18 protein-coding genes are annotated in these 19,669 nt (G+C 45.8%); 10 read left to right on the forward strand and 8 right to left on the reverse strand.

The genetic code is table 11. The features are described from left to right. Positions 1–187 precede the first annotated feature (187 nt). The 6 genes from napF (at position 188) to Vt282_RS08425 (ending at position 4,767) form a co-directional block, all read left to right on the forward strand. On the forward strand, positions 188–673 hold the full coding sequence (gene napF, locus Vt282_RS08400) for a ferredoxin-type protein NapF (RefSeq protein ID WP_162063124.1): 486 nt from the start codon (positions 188–190) through the stop codon (positions 671–673). Between the two features lie 23 nt (positions 674–696). Then, the gene (locus Vt282_RS08405) at positions 697–1,002 is read left to right on the forward strand and encodes a chaperone NapD (RefSeq protein WP_162063125.1); all 306 of its coding nucleotides are present in this window, start codon (positions 697–699) and stop codon (positions 1,000–1,002) included. Next, on the forward strand, positions 999–3,488 hold the full coding sequence (gene napA / locus Vt282_RS08410; RefSeq protein ID WP_162046106.1) for a periplasmic nitrate reductase subunit alpha: 2,490 nt from the start codon (positions 999–1,001) through the stop codon (positions 3,486–3,488). The genes Vt282_RS08405 and napA overlap by 4 nt, the downstream gene beginning before the upstream one ends. A 64-nt stretch (positions 3,489–3,552) precedes the next feature. Then, positions 3,553–4,008, forward strand: a complete 456-nt coding sequence (locus Vt282_RS08415; protein ID WP_162046105.1) for a nitrate reductase cytochrome c-type subunit — start codon at positions 3,553–3,555, stop codon at positions 4,006–4,008. A gap of 29 nt (positions 4,009–4,037) precedes the next feature. After that, the gene (locus tag Vt282_RS08420; protein WP_162046104.1) at positions 4,038–4,616 is read left to right on the forward strand and encodes a NapC/NirT family cytochrome c; all 579 of its coding nucleotides are present in this window, start codon (positions 4,038–4,040) and stop codon (positions 4,614–4,616) included. Positions 4,617–4,629: 13 nt separating this feature from the next. Then, a complete protein-coding gene (locus Vt282_RS08425; protein ID WP_162046103.1) occupies positions 4,630–4,767 on the forward strand; it encodes a TIGR02808 family protein in 138 nt (45 codons plus the stop codon). Between the two features lie 111 nt (positions 4,768–4,878). Here Vt282_RS08425 and kdsB read toward each other — a convergent pair whose 3' ends face one another. From kdsB to Vt282_RS08450, 5 genes are read right to left on the reverse strand one after another with little or no spacing between them, the layout of a single operon-like run. Beyond that, entirely contained in the window at positions 4,879–5,622 is a 744-nt protein-coding gene (gene kdsB / locus Vt282_RS08430) for a 3-deoxy-manno-octulosonate cytidylyltransferase (RefSeq protein ID WP_162063126.1), read from the reverse strand. Continuing rightward, positions 5,622–5,801, reverse strand: a complete 180-nt coding sequence (locus Vt282_RS08435) for a Trm112 family protein (protein WP_075648630.1) — start codon at positions 5,799–5,801, stop codon at positions 5,622–5,624. Before Vt282_RS08435 ends, kdsB begins: the two co-directional genes overlap by 1 nt. Further along, positions 5,782–6,789, reverse strand: a complete 1,008-nt coding sequence (gene lpxK, locus Vt282_RS08440) for a tetraacyldisaccharide 4'-kinase (RefSeq protein WP_162063127.1) — start codon at positions 6,787–6,789, stop codon at positions 5,782–5,784. Before lpxK ends, Vt282_RS08435 begins: the two co-directional genes overlap by 20 nt. Before the next feature lie 3 nt (positions 6,790–6,792). Continuing rightward, positions 6,793–8,544, reverse strand: a complete 1,752-nt coding sequence (gene msbA, locus Vt282_RS08445; protein ID WP_162046100.1) for a lipid A ABC transporter ATP-binding protein/permease MsbA — start codon at positions 8,542–8,544, stop codon at positions 6,793–6,795. 33 nt (positions 8,545–8,577) lie between these two features. Further along, on the reverse strand, positions 8,578–10,671 hold the full coding sequence (locus Vt282_RS08450; RefSeq protein WP_232055039.1) for a DNA internalization-related competence protein ComEC/Rec2: 2,094 nt from the start codon (positions 10,669–10,671) through the stop codon (positions 8,578–8,580). 179 nt (positions 10,672–10,850) lie between these two features. Here Vt282_RS08450 and Vt282_RS08455 point away from each other — a divergent pair, with 179 nt between their 5' ends. Next, complete coding sequence (locus Vt282_RS08455) at positions 10,851–11,387, forward strand: DUF2062 domain-containing protein (RefSeq protein ID WP_162046099.1); 537 nt, start codon at positions 10,851–10,853, stop codon at positions 11,385–11,387. A gap of 115 nt (positions 11,388–11,502) precedes the next feature. Here Vt282_RS08455 and lolE read toward each other — a convergent pair whose 3' ends face one another. Genes lolE through lolC form a run of 3 tightly spaced genes read right to left on the reverse strand, consistent with a single transcriptional unit; the run spans position 11,503 to position 14,634 of the window. Further along, positions 11,503–12,747 (reverse strand): lipoprotein-releasing ABC transporter permease subunit LolE, encoded by a 1,245-nt coding sequence (lolE, locus tag Vt282_RS08460; RefSeq protein ID WP_162063128.1) that lies wholly within the window; start codon positions 12,745–12,747, stop codon positions 11,503–11,505. Next, complete coding sequence (lolD, locus tag Vt282_RS08465; protein ID WP_162063129.1) at positions 12,747–13,433, reverse strand: lipoprotein-releasing ABC transporter ATP-binding protein LolD; 687 nt, start codon at positions 13,431–13,433, stop codon at positions 12,747–12,749. The genes lolE and lolD overlap by 1 nt, the downstream gene beginning before the upstream one ends. Next, entirely contained in the window at positions 13,426–14,634 is a 1,209-nt protein-coding gene (gene lolC / locus Vt282_RS08470; RefSeq protein ID WP_162046096.1) for a lipoprotein-releasing ABC transporter permease subunit LolC, read from the reverse strand. The genes lolD and lolC overlap by 8 nt, the downstream gene beginning before the upstream one ends. 164 nt (positions 14,635–14,798) lie before the next feature. Here lolC and Vt282_RS08475 point away from each other — a divergent pair, with 164 nt between their 5' ends. Genes Vt282_RS08475 through Vt282_RS08485 form a run of 3 tightly spaced genes read left to right on the forward strand, consistent with a single transcriptional unit; the run spans position 14,799 to position 19,642 of the window. Next, a complete protein-coding gene (locus Vt282_RS08475; RefSeq protein WP_162046095.1) occupies positions 14,799–15,365 on the forward strand; it encodes a PilZ domain-containing protein in 567 nt (188 codons plus the stop codon). Between the two features lie 8 nt (positions 15,366–15,373). Continuing rightward, on the forward strand, positions 15,374–18,835 hold the full coding sequence (gene mfd, locus Vt282_RS08480) for a transcription-repair coupling factor (RefSeq protein WP_162063130.1): 3,462 nt from the start codon (positions 15,374–15,376) through the stop codon (positions 18,833–18,835). Positions 18,836–18,874: 39 nt separating this feature from the next. After that, positions 18,875–19,642: a peptidoglycan binding protein CsiV gene (locus tag Vt282_RS08485; RefSeq protein WP_162046093.1), complete on the forward strand. Its 768-nt coding sequence runs from the start codon at positions 18,875–18,877 to the stop codon at positions 19,640–19,642. Positions 19,643–19,669 lie beyond the last annotated feature (27 nt).

Genomic DNA, 19,669 nt, shown 5'->3' on the forward strand with positions numbered 1-19,669 from the left:
AAGCTTATCCGCAGCGCTAATTTTCATTTAAATCTAATTCACCAATTTGATCTAGAACAATTCCTACCCTAAATACCCCTTGGAGGTATTTATACAAATATTACAAAACCTACAATTTAAATATTGATAAATGAAAGGTTGTTAACAAGCGCCTGACTCTGTGACCACGGTAGGAAAGATAATTTTCATGGTTGATCTTGCAAGAAGACGACTTTTTACCCGTAAAGCGAATAGCGAAGATTCACTTTTTCTACCATGGTTAAGTGAGCCTGCGCGATTTACCGATCTTTGCACACAATGCGGTAAGTGTGTCACAGCCTGCGAAACACAGATTATCGTCAAAGGCGATGGTGGGTTTCCACAAGTAGATTTCTCTATCGACGAATGCACGTTTTGTTACCAATGTGCGCAAAGCTGTCCCGAGCACTTGTTCGTCGCACAAGATCGATCTCCTTGGCAAGCCAGAGCAAGTATTAACAATCAATGTTTAGCAGAACAGAACGTCGAGTGTCGCGCATGTGGTGAGAGTTGCGAACAAATGGCCATCACATTTGAGCTTGCTGTTGGCCGAGTTGCGCAGCCTAGACTGTCACTTGAACAATGCAACGGCTGTGGAGCCTGCGTTTCTATCTGTCCGACGGCATCTATCAAAGTGAGCAATGTCAGCGCATGACACGTAAAACAAGAGAGCAACTAATGCCAAATAAAGAAGTTCATATATCAAGTTTGATTGTCCACGCAGCACCGCAACATTTGGATAGCGTTAAAGCCCAAATCACTCTACTCGACAGCACCGAAATATATGGCGATAGCCCTGAGGGAAAAATTGTGGTGGTTTTAGAAACCCACACTCACGGCTTTATTACCGACATCATCGATAAAATCAACAATTTTGAGCATGTCATCAGCACGGTCATGGTTTACCACCAGATCGAAACCGAACTCGATGACGAGCAAACACACACTGGAACACAACAATCCCACGTAGAGGGTGAAGTATGAAAATGACAAGACGCGCGTTTGTGAAAGCAAACGCAGCAGTATCAGCAGCCGCGGTAGCAGGGATCACACTACCAGCGTCCGCTACCAACCTGATTGCTAGCTCTGACCAAACCAAAATCACGTGGGACAAAGCGCCTTGTCGTTTCTGTGGTACAGGTTGCTCCGTTTTAGTTGGTACACAAAATGGTAAAGTGGTTGCGACACAAGGCGACCCTGAAGCACCGGTCAACAAAGGCTTGAACTGTATCAAAGGTTACTTCCTGTCGAAAATCATGTACGGCCACGACCGCTTGACGCAACCTTTATTGCGCATGAAAGACGGCAAGTATCACAAAGACGGTGAATTTGCACCGATCACATGGGATGCTGCTTTTGACATCATGGCCGAAAAATGGAAAGACTCATTAGCGAAAAAAGGGCCAACCAGTGTCGGCATGTTTGGCTCTGGTCAGTGGACCGTAATGGAAGGCTATGCAGCATCAAAGCTGATGAAAGCAGGTTTCCGTTCAAATAACATTGACCCTAATGCACGCCACTGTATGGCTTCTGCGGTAGTGGGCTTTATGCGTGCATTTGGCATTGATGAACCAATGGGCTGTTATGACGACTTTGAAAACGCCGATGCCTTCGTGCTTTGGGGTTCAAACATGGCAGAAATGCACCCTGTACTATGGACTCGTATTGCTGACCGTCGTCTTAGCCACCCACACGTTAAAGTAAACGTCCTTTCTACTTACTACCATCGCTCTTTTGAGCTCGCTGATCACGGTTACATTTTTACACCGCAATCAGACTTAGCGATTGCAAACTTTATTGCTAACTACATCATCGAAAATGATGCGGTTAACTGGGATTTCGTTAATAAGCATACCAACTTTACTCAAGCAGACGTCGATATCGGCTACGGTCTGCGTGACGATGACCCTCTGCAGGTTAAAGCGAAAAATCCTAACTCAGGCAAACTAACTAATATCTCTTTTGAAGAGTATAAAGCATCTGTTGCGCCATACACGGTTGAGAAGGCATCAGAAATCTCTGGTGTAGAACCAGAAAAACTGATTGAGCTTGCGAAACAGTACGCCGATCCAAATACCAAAGTGATGTCTCTTTGGACCATGGGTATGAACCAGCACACTCGTGGCGTGTGGATGAACAACTTGGTTTATAACATTCACCTGCTAACAGGTAAGATTGCGACTCCAGGTAACAGCCCATTCTCACTCACCGGCCAGCCATCAGCGTGTGGTACGGCTCGCGAAGTCGGAACATTTGCGCATCGCTTGCCTGCTGACATGGTGGTCGCAAACCCGAAACATCGCGCTATCGCTGAGAAGATTTGGAAACTACCTGAGGGAACAATTCCACCAAAACCAGGCTTTCACGCCGTGTTGCAAGACCGCATGCTCCATGATGGTGTGTTGAACTGTTACTGGGTGCAATGTAATAACAACCTGCAAGCAGGTCCAAACATTAACACTGAGCGTTTACCTGGCTATCGCAACCCGGAAAACTTTATCGTTGTGTCAGACCCATACCCAACAGCAACAGCGCAAGCAGCCGACTTGATCCTACCAACTGCGATGTGGATTGAGAAAGAAGGTGCTTACGGTAACGCGGAGCGTCGTACACAAGCATGGTATCAACAAGTGGGAACGGTTGGTGAAGCCAAGTCTGACTTGTGGCAGCTAATGGAATTCTCAAAACGCTTCAAAATTGAAGAAGTATGGCCTGAAGAATTACTTGCTAAAGCGCCTGAACTACGTGGGAAAACCATGTACGAGGTTCTGTACCGCAACGGCAATGTCGACAAATTCCCAGTAGAAGAAGCGCGTGAACTAAACGACGACGCCCACCACTTTGGCTTCTACGTACAAAAAGGTCTGTTTGAAGAATACGCGACCTTTGGTCGTGGTCATGGTCATGATTTGGCGCCATACGACGTGTACCACACTGTACGAGGCCTACGCTGGCCAGTGGTTGATGGCAAAGAAACACTGCGTCGCTTCAAAGAAGGTTCAGACCCATACGCGAAAGAAGGCTCAGATTGGGATTTCTACGGCAACAAAGATGGTAAAGCGAAGATTATTTCAGCCCCATACGAAGCGCCACCAGAAGTGCCTGATAGCGAGTTTGATATGTGGCTATGTACCGGTCGTGTTCTTGAACACTGGCACACCGGCACCATGACACGTCGCGTACCTGAGCTCTACAAAGCCGTGCCTGATGCTGTTTGCTACATGCACCCAGATGATGCCAAAGCACGTAACGTTCGCCGTGGTGAAGAAGTATTAATGTCGAACAAGCGTGGTGAAGTGCGAGTACGTGTAGAAACTCGTGGTCGTAACAAGCCACCGCAAGGACTGGTTTTTGTCCCATTCTTTGACGCTCGAATTCTGATCAACAAACTGATCTTAGATGCGACTGACCCACTGTCTAAACAGACAGACTTTAAGAAATGTCCGGTCAAAATCACCAAGATCGTTTAGTCCATTTCCGGTCGCGCATAGCGCGGCCGACATCAGAATTTAGCCATACGGCGGAGAAGTTAAAATGAAAAAATTAATGCTTGCCCTATTCGCAATCGGTGCTGTTATCAGCGGCAGCGTATTTGCGGAATTAGACAACCCTGGTGGCACAGGCGGTGTAGATTCACTGCGCGGCGATACCCTTCTTGAAGATACTCGCCCAGCAGATGCGTTTAAAGATTTTCCAAAAGAGCATGAAGTAGACAGTAGCTATGTGTATCAACCACCATTGATTCCGCATGCGATTCGTAACTACGAAGTATCACTAAATGCCAATAAATGTCTGGCTTGTCATAGCTGGAAAAATGCTAAAGAGATGGGCGCGACTAAAATTAGCGTAACCCACTATGTTAACCGCGAAGACGCCGTTCTTGCGGACATGTCCCCACGACGTTACTTCTGCTTGCAATGCCATGTTCCTCAAACGGATGCGGCACCGCTAGTAGGCAATGATTTCGAACGTGTTCAATCGCTGAAATAGACCGAACACTAAGTTAACGAGGTTACTTTATGAAATTATTAAAAGCGTTTTGGAAGCGACTAACTCGCCCAAGTAAAGCTGCTGTTGGTGTAGTGCTATTTATGGGCTTTGCAGGCGGTCTTCTATTCTGGGGCGCGTTCAACACTGGGATGGAAGCGACAAACACCGAAGAGTTTTGCTCAGGTTGTCATGCACCTATCGTGGAAGAAATCAAACCAACCATTCACTACGCTAACCGCTCTGGTGTGCGCGCTATCTGTTCAGATTGTCACGTACCGCATGAATGGACCGACAAAATCGTACGTAAAGTGCAAGCATCAAAAGAGCTGTTCGCTCACTATGTACTGCGCACCATCGATACACCTGAAAAATTTGCAGAACGACGTGGTCATCTAGCCGAACGTGAGTGGGCTCGAATGAAAGCGAATGACTCTCTTGAGTGTCGTAACTGTCATGAGTTTGAATATATGGACTTTTCAGAACAAGGGTCACGTGGCGCTAAGCAACATTCTACTGCACTAGCTAACGGCGATAAGACTTGTATCGATTGTCACAAAGGCATCTCACACCACCTGCCTGATATGGAAGGCGTAGAAGGCTGGCAGTAATAAGGAGCGATGAATGAGCACACTTGAATCCGTTATTTGGCACATTCTCGGCTACAGTGCAATGCCAGTGATTATTCTTTCTGGTTTTGCAGTGGTCGCAGTAATCTGCGTTTGGATTTTATCTTTAGGTAAAGATAAAGAATTGGAATAAGCCTATCTATTCCAATTAAGCAAAAGCCAGCCGATTAAGGCTGGCTTTTGTTTATTCATCATTTATCCACCCAAACACTTTTCGATGATTTGGGTACGACAAGCATGATGACTAAGACAAGATACTGCGTACCAAATCTAAATCTTCTTGCGTATCAACACCTGCCGCCGGTGCTTCTTTTGCTACTGCAACATGGATTTTTTCACCATACCAAAGTACACGCAACTGCTCCAAACACTCGATTTTTTCTAGAGCACTTGGTTCCCAGTTAATGTAGGTATTGATAAATCCTGCGCGGTACGCATATATACCAATATGGCGCAGCAGTGGCTGAGCGATAGTGTTGTTATTAGCAAAGTTGTCACGATCCCACGGAATCGTCGCACGACTAAAATACATTGCGTAGCCATCTTTATCAGTCAGCACCTTGACCGCATTCGGATTGAATACTTCGGCTTCGTCACTGATTTCAACCGCCAATGTAGCCATTGGAGCTTGACTATTTGCCAAGTTATCCGCCACTTGTGCGATGATTGAAGGCGGAATTAGTGGCTCATCACCTTGAACATTAACGATGATATGATCATCCGCAATGCCCATTTTCTCAACCACTTCAGCCAAACGCTCAGTGCCTGACTCATGATTTGGTGAAGTCATACAAACCTGTGCACCAAAACCAAGTGCTGCTTGCTCTACTCGTTCATCATCGGTTGCGATAATCACATTATCCGCACCCGCCTGAATAGCCTGCTCGTATACCCATTGAATCATTGGTTTACCTGCAATGTCCGCTAATGGCTTGCCTGGTAAACGGGTTGATTGATAGCGAGCTGGAATAACGACAGTAAATGACATTATCGGCCCTCATCCATACTCATAGTGCGCGCTTCTGGCTCTAAAAGCACTGGAATACCTTCTTTAATAGGATATGCAAGGCGATCGGCCTTACAAATCAGCTCTTGTTTATCTTTGTCATAAGTCAGTTTGCTTTTGCACACTGGGCACGCAACGATTTCAAGCAGACGGTGATCCATAATGTTCCTTTGTTTGTTTAATTCGTTCTAAGATACGACTCTCATCCTGGTCTGAGAAGCTCGCTGAAACTGGCAAGTACCACCAATTATCTGCCGCATACTCTGAGCATTTCACCGCATCTTTTTCAGTCATAATAAGGTGTGTACCACGACCAGCAAGTTCTGCCAATTGTGGTGGTTGGAAATCTTGGTGATCAGCAAATCCTTGGCTATAAACTAAATCCGCACCCAATTGCTCAAGAGTATGAAAAAAACGGGGCGGATGACCGATTCCAGCCATCGCAACCAAGTTTCTCAATTGGCTAACTGGCATTTGCTTACCTGTTTTCAGGTTCACGGCTAAGCTTGGCTGCAACATCATTGCGGCTTCGTTAGTTTGGGCCTCACCACCATTAGTAATAATAAAGTCGACTTCAGCTAAGCGCTCTACGCCTTCACGCAAAGGCCCGAGAGGAATTAACTGCTCATTACCAAAACGACGTTTACCATCGACAACGACTAACTCAATATCACGCTCCAGTGCGTAATGCTGAAGACCATCATCAGTAATAATGATATCAACCTCTAGAGGGAGCAATGCTTGCACTGCATTAGCACGAATTGGGTCTACCGCCACTGGTGCTTGGGTGCGCTTGTAAATCAGTTTGGGTTCGTCGCCACAATGTGACGTTGACGTATCGTCTGCAACAAGCAATGGATAACTCGGCGCTTTGGCCCCATAACCACGTGAAACCACTCCAGGGTTGAAACCCATTGCTTGTAGTTTTTCAACCAACCAGATCACCACCGGAGTCTTACCATTACCACCAGCGGTAATATTACCAACCACAATCACTGGTACAGGTGCTCGGTAAGCAGCCTTTTCACCACGCTGATAGCTTTGACGACGTGAGCGACTAATCAAGCCAAACACTTTGCTTAGCGGCCACAACAGTGGCCACAGTAGGTATTTTAGTGGGTGATTTTCAAACCAGATCTTTTCAATCACGGCTTAGCCACCAAACTGAATATGATGAAGTTGCTGATAAGCACCATTCTCAATCGCAATCAATTCTTGATGACTGCCACGTTCAACGATCTCACCTTCATCGACCACTAAAATTTGGTCTGCTTTTTCAATGGTTGATAGACGGTGAGCAATCACAAGGACGGTCTTATCTTTTTGCAGTTCATCCAGCGCAGCTTGAATCGCTTTTTCAGATTCTGTATCGAGTGCAGACGTTGCTTCATCAAGAATCAATACTGGCGCATCACGCAGCAACGCACGCGCGATAGCGATACGTTGACGTTGACCACCGGACAAGCTCGCGCCATTTTCGCCAATCATAGTATCGAGACCATCGTCCATCTTATCGATGAAGTCCATCGCATGAGCCAAACGCGCAGCGTGCTCAATTTGTTCACGGCTGTACTGATCTGTTGCCGCATACGCGATGTTATTCGCGATGGTATCGTTAAATAGATGCACATTTTGCGAAACCAAAGCAAAGTGGCTTCGTAAGTTAGCTAATGTATAGTCTCGTACATCATGCCCGTCCAAGCAGATTGAGCCTGAATCAACATCGTAAAAACGGTTGAATAGGTTAGCAATGGTACTTTTACCAGAACCAGAACGTCCGACTAATGCCACCGTTTTACCTTGCGGAATAGTAAATGACACATTACGTAGCGCTGGCTTTTCTTGACCTTGGTAGGTAAATGTCACGTCCTTAACGTCAACCACACCACGCACGTCTTGTGTTTCATACTTGCCTTTGTCTTGTTCAGTTTCAAGATCCATCAAAGCAAACAAGGTTTGGCTTGCCGCCATACCACGTTGGAACTCTGACGTCACGTTGGTTAACGCTTTAAGCGGGCGCATCAAACCAAACATTGCCGAAAATACTACGGTAAAAGTACCCGGAGTTAGCGTATTACGAATATCGTCAACACTGGCCAAAAACAGAACCGTTACCAATGCGATAGACGCGATCAACTGAATCACTGGATTTGCGACTGCTTGCGCGGCAACCAATTTCATTGACTGCTGACGCATTTTATTGCTGACCGCATCAAAGCGTTCACTTTCGACATCTTGGCCACCGTAGCTCAGCACGACTTTATGACCTTTAAGCATTTGTTCTGCTGATGTAGTGACATGGCCCATAGCGCTTTGCATGTTCTTCGACACTTTTCTAAAGCGCTTAGAAACGAAGCCAATAGCCCACGCGACAACTGGCGCCACAACAATAAGAACTAATGATAATTCCCAGCTGTTCCAGAACATCAACGTTAGCAGGCCAATAATACTTGCACCTTCGCGCACGATACTAACTAGTGCTCGGCTGGTCGCACCTGCTACCTGCTCTGAGTCATAAGTAATACGAGACAACAAACCACCTGTAGACTCTTTGTCAAAGTAAGCTACTGGCATATGCATAAAGTGGTTAAAGACGGCACGGCGCATGTGCATGACCACATTACCGGAAACCCAACTTAAGCAGTAAGCGGATACAAAGCTACTCAAACCACGAATAATCATCATACCGAAGATGATAAAAGGAAGAATTTGGAGAAAATCAGATTCTGTATTGCCAAAACCCTCGTCCAACAGTGGCTTTAACAATGACACCATATAGGTATCAGTAACAGCGTTAATAATAAGTGCGACAACAGCAGCGGCGAGGCCTAATTTATATAAGCGAATGTACTTCCATAAACGTTTAAAGGTTTGCAGCGTAGTTTCATCTTGATTAACAGACATAGAATAGCTTTATTTTTCTTTACGATATTCCTTCTATTCTACTCGCTTACGCAGCATCTGCCTATACCAAGCCTGCCCTTTCGCACCTCGCATCGTATCTATCTCGATATTTTCTGCTGTAAAGGTCAGAGTTATTTGACCATCAAAACCCGTTTCAAGCCAATTCGCGCCAGTCGCGATGTAGCGTTCTTTTACTTGCGGATTTGGCAATTTCCATCGACCTTGGTATGCACTAGAGACCAAAGCAATGTCGGCATTAACGGCGTGAACAAATGCTCGCCGCGAAGAACTGCGACTACCATGATGAGGCACAACCACCACGTCGCTTTTTAATACCTCTGGCGTTCTTAATAGCAACCATTCTGCTACGGCATCGATGTCTCCGGTTAATAATACGCTACGGCGCTGCGCATCCGTCACTTTAAGCACGCAAGAATGAGGATTATAAGGTCGAGATACCTTTTGCTGTGGCCAAAGCACAGCAAAGTTCAAACCTTGCCATTGCCATGAGTTCCCTGCGATACAATCAGGCCAAACCACTTTCGACTGTTCCGCATTTGGTTGAACATCAATTTGACTGCTGATAAGAGAAAGTTGAGGATAAGTTCGAAGTAGCGGATTCACCCCGCCAGCATGATCATTATCAAAATGACTGATCACTAACTTATCTAACTCAAGCTTTCGATAACTTAGGTATGGCAAAAGCAACTGCTCAGCGTAGCTGCTTGAATCCCAACTGGCTCCGGTATCATACAGAGTCACTCGACCTTGTTTTTCAATCATGATTGCCAAGCCATGCCCAACATCAAACATAGTCAAATGCCAAGACGAAGAATCTCGACGATTGGCAAACACAAACAACAACGCGGCAATTGCAACACATAAAAATTTGGCTTGAACTGTTTTGAACAACAGAATGAGAATGAGTAGCGCGACCAGATACAATGCCTGTTCGTGCGATGTCGGAAGCCATAGGTCATCACCCCATGCAATACTATGGCTAACAGGAGATAAGCCTTGATCCACCCACTTAAGTAGAACGTGACTCGCATTGGGCCAAATTGGCAAAAGCGCGACACTCGCTAAGGTTACAGGAATCAAAACCAAACTAAACCAAGGCACAAACACTGCGTTATACAACACACTGGCGAAACCAACCCCATGAAATAACAGCGCGATAAGCGGAGTAATCAACATAACCAAACTTATTTGATTAACTAGCGCGTGCTTTAAACGTGACCTTCCTTTCGGTAGAAAAGAAAGACAAAGAAACACCGCCCCGACTGCGTAAATTGATAGCCAAAAACTCAACGAATAAGCGGCAAACGGATCGTACAACAGCAGGCCTGCAACCATTAACAGCCATTTATAGCGATAACTGGTATGTATTCGACTGAAACGAAAATACAGTAAAATGACCATCAAGATTAAAGCGCGTTGCGTAGGTAAAGAAAAACCAGATAACCAGGCATAACCAACAGCAAAACACAACGCGGCAACCATAGAGGCACTCACAGAGACGACACCACAGCGCACCACTTGAAAGCCCAATAACCAACCGAACCCAAAGGCGATACCAATATGCAGACCAGATATCGCAATCAAATGATTTAGCCCGCTTCGTTGCAAATGCTGCCACTGGGTGTTGTCAATGAGCTCGCGCTCACCAAAACTCAGCGCAAGCAACAACCCTTGATGACGAAAGTTCTGCGTCAAAGCGAACATTTGTTGATAGAGAGACTCTCGCCAAGAAAAATGACTACTTACCCACATCGATTGATTTGGCTTAATCGTCGCCTGCCCAACAATTTGCTGACTTACTGCCCATTGTTCTTTATCAAAACCGATTTGATTCAACACACCAATAATGGGTTTTAATTTGATATCTGCGTTAACAATTGCATTCAATTCAAGAGGAACAGGTGAAATCAGCACAATCTTAGGGCGTGAAAAATAGCCGATTTTTTTGCCATTAATTGATCTAACTATCGCTATACCGCGAAAGCCATGACTAATTGGAGTAAAAAGGCTGTCAACCTCAGCATTTATGGTAAGATTCGTGCCGGCACTGAACAGGGTGTTCGTTCGATGGTGGATAAGCTCACCGCTTGCAATTATCACAAGCATTGCAGTAATTATTCCGCAGCCCCACCTAAGCCATCTAAACTTAAAACACAGCAAGAGCCAAACTAGGCATGGAACCGACCAGTACCACGATGGCATATATGTCCACAACGGCGTGGTTACTATCAGTATTGCGAATGACGACAAGGTCCAATAATTAACAAAGAGAGTCATATCCCCATATGCCAAGAAAATTTATCAAACGCTTTATGCCTAATCACGAGGTGATAAAAAAACAAAAGGCGCTCAGAGTGTTTGGCAACGTGCTTTACAATCCTAATCTGTGGTGTCTTAACCGCCGTTCAGCTGCTGGGGCTTTTGCGGTCGGTCTGTTTATGGCATTCGTACCGTTACCAAGTCAGATGATTATGTCAGCAGGTTTGGCGATTTTGTGCGGTGTAAACCTTCCCCTGTCCGTTGCGCTTGTTTGGGTCAGTAACCCAATTACCATGCCCGTATTGTTCTATTTTGCGTACAAAATTGGCGCTTGGGTGATGCACGTTCCACCACAACCTTTTCACTTTGAATTGTCTTGGGACTTCATCATCGACCAAATGAGCACCATTGGCCCTCCATTTTTGCTCGGCTGTATGATTTGCGGCGTTACCTCTGCAATGGTCGGTTATTTCGGTATCAAAGGCTTATGGCGTTATTCAGTGGTTCGAAGCTGGCAAAAACGCCGCTTGCGTCCACGTATCTTCAAGAATAAACAGAGTTAAAACGCAAAACGAATCACAACCTTCAGCTTGGTATATGCTTCGAAATAAACAGTAAATCCACTGAATGACAGTATGAAAAAAGGACCTATCGGTCCTTTTTTTGTTCAATCAACAGCTATTTTGAACTTAATACTGCCGCTGGGTTTAATTGACTAGCCCTTGACGCAGGATACCAAGTCGCCAGCAGACTCAAAATAATTGCGGTCAGAGAGACTAATGCGACATCTCCCATCATCACTTGTGATGGCAAAAAGTCGACGAAATAGATGTCGCCAGATAAAAACTGGTGATCGATTAACTTCTCAAGCCCTTTGATAATCGTGGTGAGATTCAATGCAACTAAAACGCCGATAATGCTGCCAACAATACTGCCTAGCACACCAGAAAATACGCCTTGCCAAACAAATATGCGCTTAATCAATCCATCCGTCGCACCCATGGTTCGCAAGATTGCGATTTCCGCGGCACGGTCTTTAACCGCCATCATCAATGTCGATACGATATTAAAACTCGCCACACCGATGACCAGCACCATAACCAAATACATAATAGTGCGAACCAACTGAATATCGCGGTACAAATACCCGTACTTTTGCTGCCAACTGCGCAGATACACCGAGATGTTAAGTGTATTTCCCGCTTCACGAATAATTTGACGAGCATCGAGAACATCACTCACTCGTAATGAAATGCCGGTCACACCTTTACCTAATCGGGTATAGCTCTGCGCATCTTGCAGCGGTACCAACGCTAAGTTATGGTCAATTTGTCCATTCAGTTTCAGTAAACCTGAAACCTTTACTCGCACGCGCTTCGGTGTTTGCACTTGGCTGGTTGAACCCGTTGATGGGATCATTAGAGTGATATAGTCGCCCGGCTTAACTTTCAGGAGATCTGCAACCCCTTGCCCGAGAATGACTTGCTTCTCTCCTGGGCGGAAGTTACTCCAACTTTGCTTACCAATAAATTGCGCCATATTGGAAACTGACGACTCTTTATCTGGGTCAATACCACGCACTTCAATCGCTTTTAGTTGCTGCCCACGCTCTGCGAGCGCGGTAAACTTCACGTATGGTGCAGCCGCTTCAATTTTTGGGTGTTGCTCGACACGGTTAATGACACCTTGCCAATCTTGGATCGGACCTCGAACCCCTTCATATTCACCATGCGCAATCACGGACAACACGCGATCTTTCAGCTCACGCTCAAAGCCATTCATTGCCGAAAGGCCAATGATGATCACAGCGACACCCACCGCAATGCCAATCGTTGAAGAAAGTGAGATAAACGACACCATCTTATTGCGTTGTTTTGCGCGGCTAAAACGCCCACCAATAAACAGTGACAAGGAAGAAAACACTAAGCTTCCTCCACATTGATCAACAAACCATCTTGCATATGTAACGTGCGGTCCATTTTCGCCGCCAGCGAGCCATCATGCGTGACAACCAAAAATGCCGTGCCAGATTCACGATTGAGTTCGCGCATCAAATCGTAAATAGCTAAAGCGGTTTTATGGTCTAAATTACCGGTAGGCTCATCCGCTAACACCAAGTCAGGACTATTAACCAACGCGCGCGCAATCGCCACACGTTGACGCTCACCACCTGAGAGTTCAGATGGTCGATGATCAACACGGTGAGCAAGACCTACTTTTTCTAATAACGCCTGAGCCTTCTGCTTCGCCTCTGACACTTTTACTCCACCAATTAAAAGTGGCATCGCGACATTTTCTAATGCGCTAAAATCGGCGAGAAGATGATGGAACTGGTAAACAAAACCCAAATGGCGATTGCGTAATTTGGCTTGTTTGTTCGAGCTTAATTTCGCCAACTCTTGACCTAAAAAGGTGACGTGACCAGATGTCGCATCATCCAATGCACCTAGTACGTGCAACAAGGTACTTTTACCTGAGCCTGAAGTACCAATAATCGACACCAACTCCCCTGCTTTCAAATCAAAGCTTACGCCTTTTAATACTTGAGTTTCTAGGGTGCCTTCATGGTAAGTTTTTGTCACATCACGACACTGTAGTAGATTACTCATATCTTAATGCCTCAGCAGGTTTTACAGACGATGCTCGATAAGAAGGAAACAAGGTTGCTAATAGGCTGAGCATCACAGCTAAGGTTACAACCACCAAAATTTGGATAGGATTAATCATTACTGGCAAAGAGCCACCAAAAGAAAACAGCTCTACACCCGCCGCTTTTAAGAGCGGATTGAGATTGTCAGCCATCAGCACACCAAGTACACCACCAATACAAGCACCAACTACGCCACTACTTGCACCTTGCACCATGAAAATACTCATCACTTGGCGATCGGTCATTCCTTGGGTTTTAAGAATCGCAACCTCAGCTTGTTTTTCCATCACCACCATGATTAATGCTGAAATAATATTGAATGCGGCAACACCCACTATCAGACCAAGCATTAAGCCCATCATGTTCTTCTCCATACGTACGGCTTGGAATAGCTCGCCACGTTGGTCACGCCAGTCCTGCCACTTCCAACCTTCAGGTAATGGCTGTTGACTCAACTCACCGACAACAAATGGGTCCTCGAAAAAAAGACGCCAACCTGTGACCGTTTCAGAATTGAAACGTAATAAACGCGCGGCGTCTTCAATGTTGGTCAACATTAATTGGCCATCAACGTCTGAACCAGTATTGTAAATACCACCCACGGTAAAAATGCGCTGGCTAGGAATGCGCCCTAGCGGAGTAAACTGGCTCGCACTGGTCACCATTAGGCGAACCTTGTCACCCGGGCCGATATCCATAGAGCGCGCTAATGTGCTACCCACGAGCACCTGATACGAACCTGGTTTTAAATTCGATACGCGCCCTGCGATCATGTGTTGCCCAATAGGGTCATGTTCGTCCGGGTCGATCCCGATCAGTAACCCGGCACTCAATTGCTTTGAACTTTGGATGACGGCTTCACTTTGCACAATCGGTTCAGGATGCCCTGCGGTCGACATCGCTTGAATAAAGTCTGGTGCTTGTTCTGAACGCGGGGTTTTCCCATCATGTTGCGATATGATGGCCTGAGGTAATACACCGAGAATACGGCCTTTTAATTGCGATTCAAAACCGTTCATCACCGAAAGAACGGTAATAAGAGACATCACACCAATGGTGATACCTGCCGTCGACATATAAGAGACAAAACGGCTAAACCTATCCCCGGAGCGTCCTCGCAAATAGCGCAAACCGATGAAGGTTGAGACTGGATGAAACATAAATAAAACCAATACCTATCAATGGCGAATACTGTAACGGTTAATTTGTCTGGCTGATAGCCCTAAATTGCCATTTCTCGGTTAAAATTAGTAATTAACAATGACATACCTTGATTAGTTGTAGCTTATGACGATAATCAGAGCATCAATAGAAGGAAAAGTTCATGTCGGACCAAGAATACTTTACTGTTCATCACCAAATGACCGTCAATGTCGAACCCTTGGCAGACGATTTTAGCTTTCCAAGTTTTGAACAATTTGAAACTGAAATTCCCGCACCATTTCTTGTTGCAAGTGAATTCAGTAACCTTGACCAACTAAATGATGCGGCGCGCGCTGAGCTAAAGAGTAATGACTTTAAACATGTGATTAATTTACTCGATACGCAGAATGCAAAGTTGAATCTTCTGCTAACCTTTATGCTGTCACAACAGGATGAAGCAAGCTTCCGTCACCAAACGACGGCCTTTGGTGCCAGTCAATTTAGCTATCACGCCCAAAAGCCACTCAATATCGGTCAAAAAGTCTGTTGTAAGCTTTTCCTTGATCATCCTGCTGCTGCAATTTATTGCTACGGTTCCGTAGTTAACTGTAGCCAAGAAAACGAACAAGCTACGATTACAGTCAAATATGAGCGCCTACGAGACTTAGACCAAGACTTATTGATCAAAGCAGCGCTTTATCAGCAACAAAAGCTCTTACGTCAACGCTCACTGAATCGCGAAAACTAAATTTAGTTATGTCAAAACCATATTTACTTAACCTTGTTAACCCACAAGGTGCTGGCGACAAAAAATACGTCGGCAATCTTCCAGGTTCGGCGTTAGCACTCGCTATCGCTGAACTGGCAGAGCAACACAAGGGTCATACCCTGCTTGCTACGCCTGATCCACAAACAGCCCTGAAACTGCAACAAGAGTTAGAGCAGTTTTGCGCACAAGACGTGACGCTGTTCCCTGATTGGGAAACTCTGCCATACGATAACTTTTCACCACACCAAGAAATCATTTCCGAACGCATCGCGCGACTTTACCAACTGCCTACGCAAAGCCAAGGCATTACGATCGTACCGATAAGCACCCTACTACAGCGTCAATCACCACGTGAGTTCTTGATGCAGCACACCTTGATGGTAAAAACGGGTGACCTATTTTCACTGGAAAAACTGCGCCTGCAACTGGAAAAATCCGGTTATCGACATACCGACCAAGTTTTTGGCCCAGGTGAGTACGCGAGCCGTGGTTCAATTATCGACCTATACCCTATGGGCTCGACAGATCCATACCGTATCGATTTCTTTGATGATGAAATTGACACAATTCGCACCTTTGACCCTGAGAATCAACGCTCAATCGAAGATGTGAAAGAAATCCGTCTGCTACCTGCCCACGAGTTTCCAACCAGTGAAGCGGCAATTGAAGATTTCCGTATTCGCTGGCGTCAACGCTTTGAAGCACGCCGCGAACCTGAATCGGTCTACATGCAAGTTAGTAAAGGGACATGGCCTGCTGGTATTGAATATTGGCAGCCTCTGTTTTTTGAACAAACTGAGACCTTATTTGATTACATTGCGGATAACACACTGCTCATCTCGGTAGGCAATCTTGAATCAGCAATTGATACCTTCTTGACCGACGTCGATTATCGCTACGACCAACGTAAAGTTGACCCGTTACGTCCGCTGCTCCCACCAGAAGAGCTGTGGCTAAAAAAAGATGAACTGTTTAGCTACTTTAAACAGCTGCCGCAAGCACTGCTTAGTATCGATCCAGTAGCCGAAAAACAGGGGCGTACTAACCCGAACATATCGCCTCTACCTGAGCTAAAAGTACAGCATCAAAATAAAGAGCCGATGGCTGAATTGCGTCAATTTAGTGAGAGCTACCAAGGCAAGATCATCTTTTCCGTCGAATCGGAAGGTCGCCGAGAAGCCTTGCTTGAGTTATTGCAACGCATCAAGTTAAGACCCGTTGAATGTGACAGTTTTTGTGATGCGTTAGCTCATAAGAACAAGTTTACGCTTATGCTGGGCGCGGCCGAGCACGGCTTTTTGTATGGCGATCAAGAAATTGCGTTTATTTGTGAAAGCGACTTACTTGGCGATCGGGTCATCCAACGCCGCCGTAAAGATCGCAAAACCACCAATAGCGATGCCGTTATTCGCAACCTTGCCGAGCTGAAGCCTGGGCAACCCGTCGTGCACATTGACCACGGTATTGGGCGTTACTTAGGTTTGCAAACCCTTGAAGCGGGCGGCATGACCACAGAATACGTCACACTCGAATACCAAAACGAAGCGAAACTCTACGTACCTGTTGCCTCGCTCAACCTTATTAGCCGTTATTCTGGCGGCGCCGAAGAAAGTGCACCACTGCATAAATTAGGCGGTGAAGCGTGGGCGAAAGCACGCCGTAAAGCAGCCGAAAAAGTGCGTGACGTGGCAGCGGAACTGCTTGATGTGTATGCCAAACGAGAGCTGAAACCTGGGTACAAATTTGCCCTCGACCGTGGCCAATACGCAACCTTTAAATCAGGTTTCCCGTTTGAAGAAACCGACGACCAATCGATGGCAATCAACGCTGTACTCTCCGACATGTGTCAAGCTAAAGCCATGGATCGTCTTGTGTGTGGTGATGTTGGTTTTGGTAAAACAGAAGTTGCAATGCGCGCGGCATTTGTGGCAACAGACAACGGCAAACAAGTCGCGGTGTTAGTACCTACTACGCTACTTGCGCAGCAGCATTTTGAAAACTTCCGCGATCGTTTCGCTAACTTACCAATTCGCGTCGAAGTCTTGTCGCGCTTCAAGACTGCTAAAGAACAAAAAGCAGTATTGCAAGATATCAGCGACGGCAAAGTTGATCTCGTGGTCGGGACTCATAAGCTACTATCTAGCGATATTCAGTTCAAAGATCTTGGCTTACTGATCGTCGATGAAGAACATCGCTTCGGTGTGCGCCAAAAAGAAAAAATGAAAGCGATGCGTGCGGATGTTGATATTCTTACACTGACTGCAACGCCTATTCCTCGCACTCTCAATATGGCGATGAGTGGTATGCGCGATTTATCGATTATTGCCACACCACCAGCACGCCGTTTAGCAATTAAAACCTTCGTACGCCAGCGTGACGACACGGTTATTCGCGAGGCCATTTTGCGTGAAATTATGCGTGGTGGTCAGGTTTACTTCCTTCACAATCAAGTTGAGACAATCGAAAAGGTTGCTGCTGATCTTGAAAAACTGGTGCCGGAAGCTCGTGTCACGGTCGCACATGGTCAAATGCGCGAACGTGAACTAGAAAAAGTGATGAACGATTTTTATCATCAGCGCTTTAACCTACTCGTGTGTACCACGATTATTGAAACCGGCATCGATGTCCCAACAGCGAATACCATCATCATGGATCGCGCCGACTATCTAGGTTTAGCGCAGTTGCATCAGTTGCGTGGTCGTGTTGGACGTTCACATCACCAAGCATACGCTTACTTGCTCACACCGCACCCGAAAGCCATGACGAAAGATGCCATTAAGCGTTTAGATGCTATCGCATCGTTAGAAGATCTCGGGGCAGGATTTACACTTGCAACGCACGATCTCGAAATTCGTGGCGCTGGTGAGTTGCTAGGCGAGGAACAAAGCGGTCAGATTCAATCCGTCGGCTTCACCTTGTACATGGAAATGCTAGAACAAGCAGTAGAAGCGCTAAAAGAAGGTCGTGAACCGTCATTAGACGATCTACTTCGTGAGCAAACCGAAGTCGAAATGCGTTTGCCAGCTCTGTTACCTGAAGACTACATTCCGGATGTGAACACACGCTTGTCGATGTACAAACAAATCGCAAGTGTGGCCGACAAAGATGAATTGGATAGTCTAAAAGTCGAATTAATTGACCGCTTTGGTCTATTACCCGACGCAGCTAAAAATCTTCTTAAGGTTGCAGAGTTGAAACTCTCTGCTGCGCAACTTAAAGTGAAGAAAATCGAAGCGCATGACAAAGGCGGTTACATTGAGTTTTACCCAGATGCTGAAATTAACCCAATGTATCTGGTCAAACTGTTACAATCTCAGCCACAAAAATTTGCAATGGACGGACCTACTAAGTTCAAGTTTACGATACCATTAGTAGATAGACGTCAACGAGTACAGTTTGTTGCTGACATGCTGGCTGAATTCCAGCAAAATTTATTACCAAAAGCATAATTATGTATTTCGGGAAGAACGCCCGAATATGGAGATGGAATGAAAAAACTGATCCCACTGCTTCTCTTCTTTGTCGCTCTGCCAAGTTGGGCACAGCGCCAGTTTGATATCGAAGTGATCATTTTTAAACGCGCAGTGGACGCAGAGCAAGTAAGCGAATCATGGCCTACGACTCTGCCACAAATTAATTTGGATAAAGCGGGCAGCTTTTCCGACAGCAATTATCGCGCTCGTAAAGGTGTACAAATGCTGCCACGCTCAAGCTATGAGCTAGACAGTGAAGAGCAAAAGCTACGTAACCATGCGGGGTTTGAAGTTCTGATGCATACGGCGTGGCGCCAAGGAGATAAAGGTCGCCTGTCAGCACCGATTTTCCATATTACTGCGGGTAAAAACTACAGCAACCAATTTAATCCCGATGGTTCTCCAATCGGTTCTGTCAACGAATCCGTCATTGATGGTGTGAGTGAGCAAACTGTGTCTGGCCCGCTTTACGAGTTAGATGGTACTTTGCAGATCTATGTTGAACATTACCTATACGCTGACGTTAACCTCGACTTAAAAGAGCCAAGTGTGCGTGAGATTGTGATTCAAGACCCGATCGATACCCTGCCTCAAACGAATGCCGATACAAACATTGATACGGTTCAAGCTGGTTTGATGACAGAAATTACGCCAACCGTACATAAAGAAGAGTTTCTCAAGAGTTACCGCATGGACCAAAAACGTCGCATGCGCAGTAGTGAAACCCACTTCTTGGATCACCCACTGATGGGGATGATCATTCAAGTGCGCCGCGTAGAGTAACTCTATAAGGTCGTTAATTGGATAAAG

Origin of the sequence: Vibrio taketomensis, assembly GCF_009938165.1 — a bacterium.
GTDB classification, from domain to species: Bacteria; Pseudomonadota; Gammaproteobacteria; order Enterobacterales; family Vibrionaceae; genus Vibrio; species Vibrio taketomensis.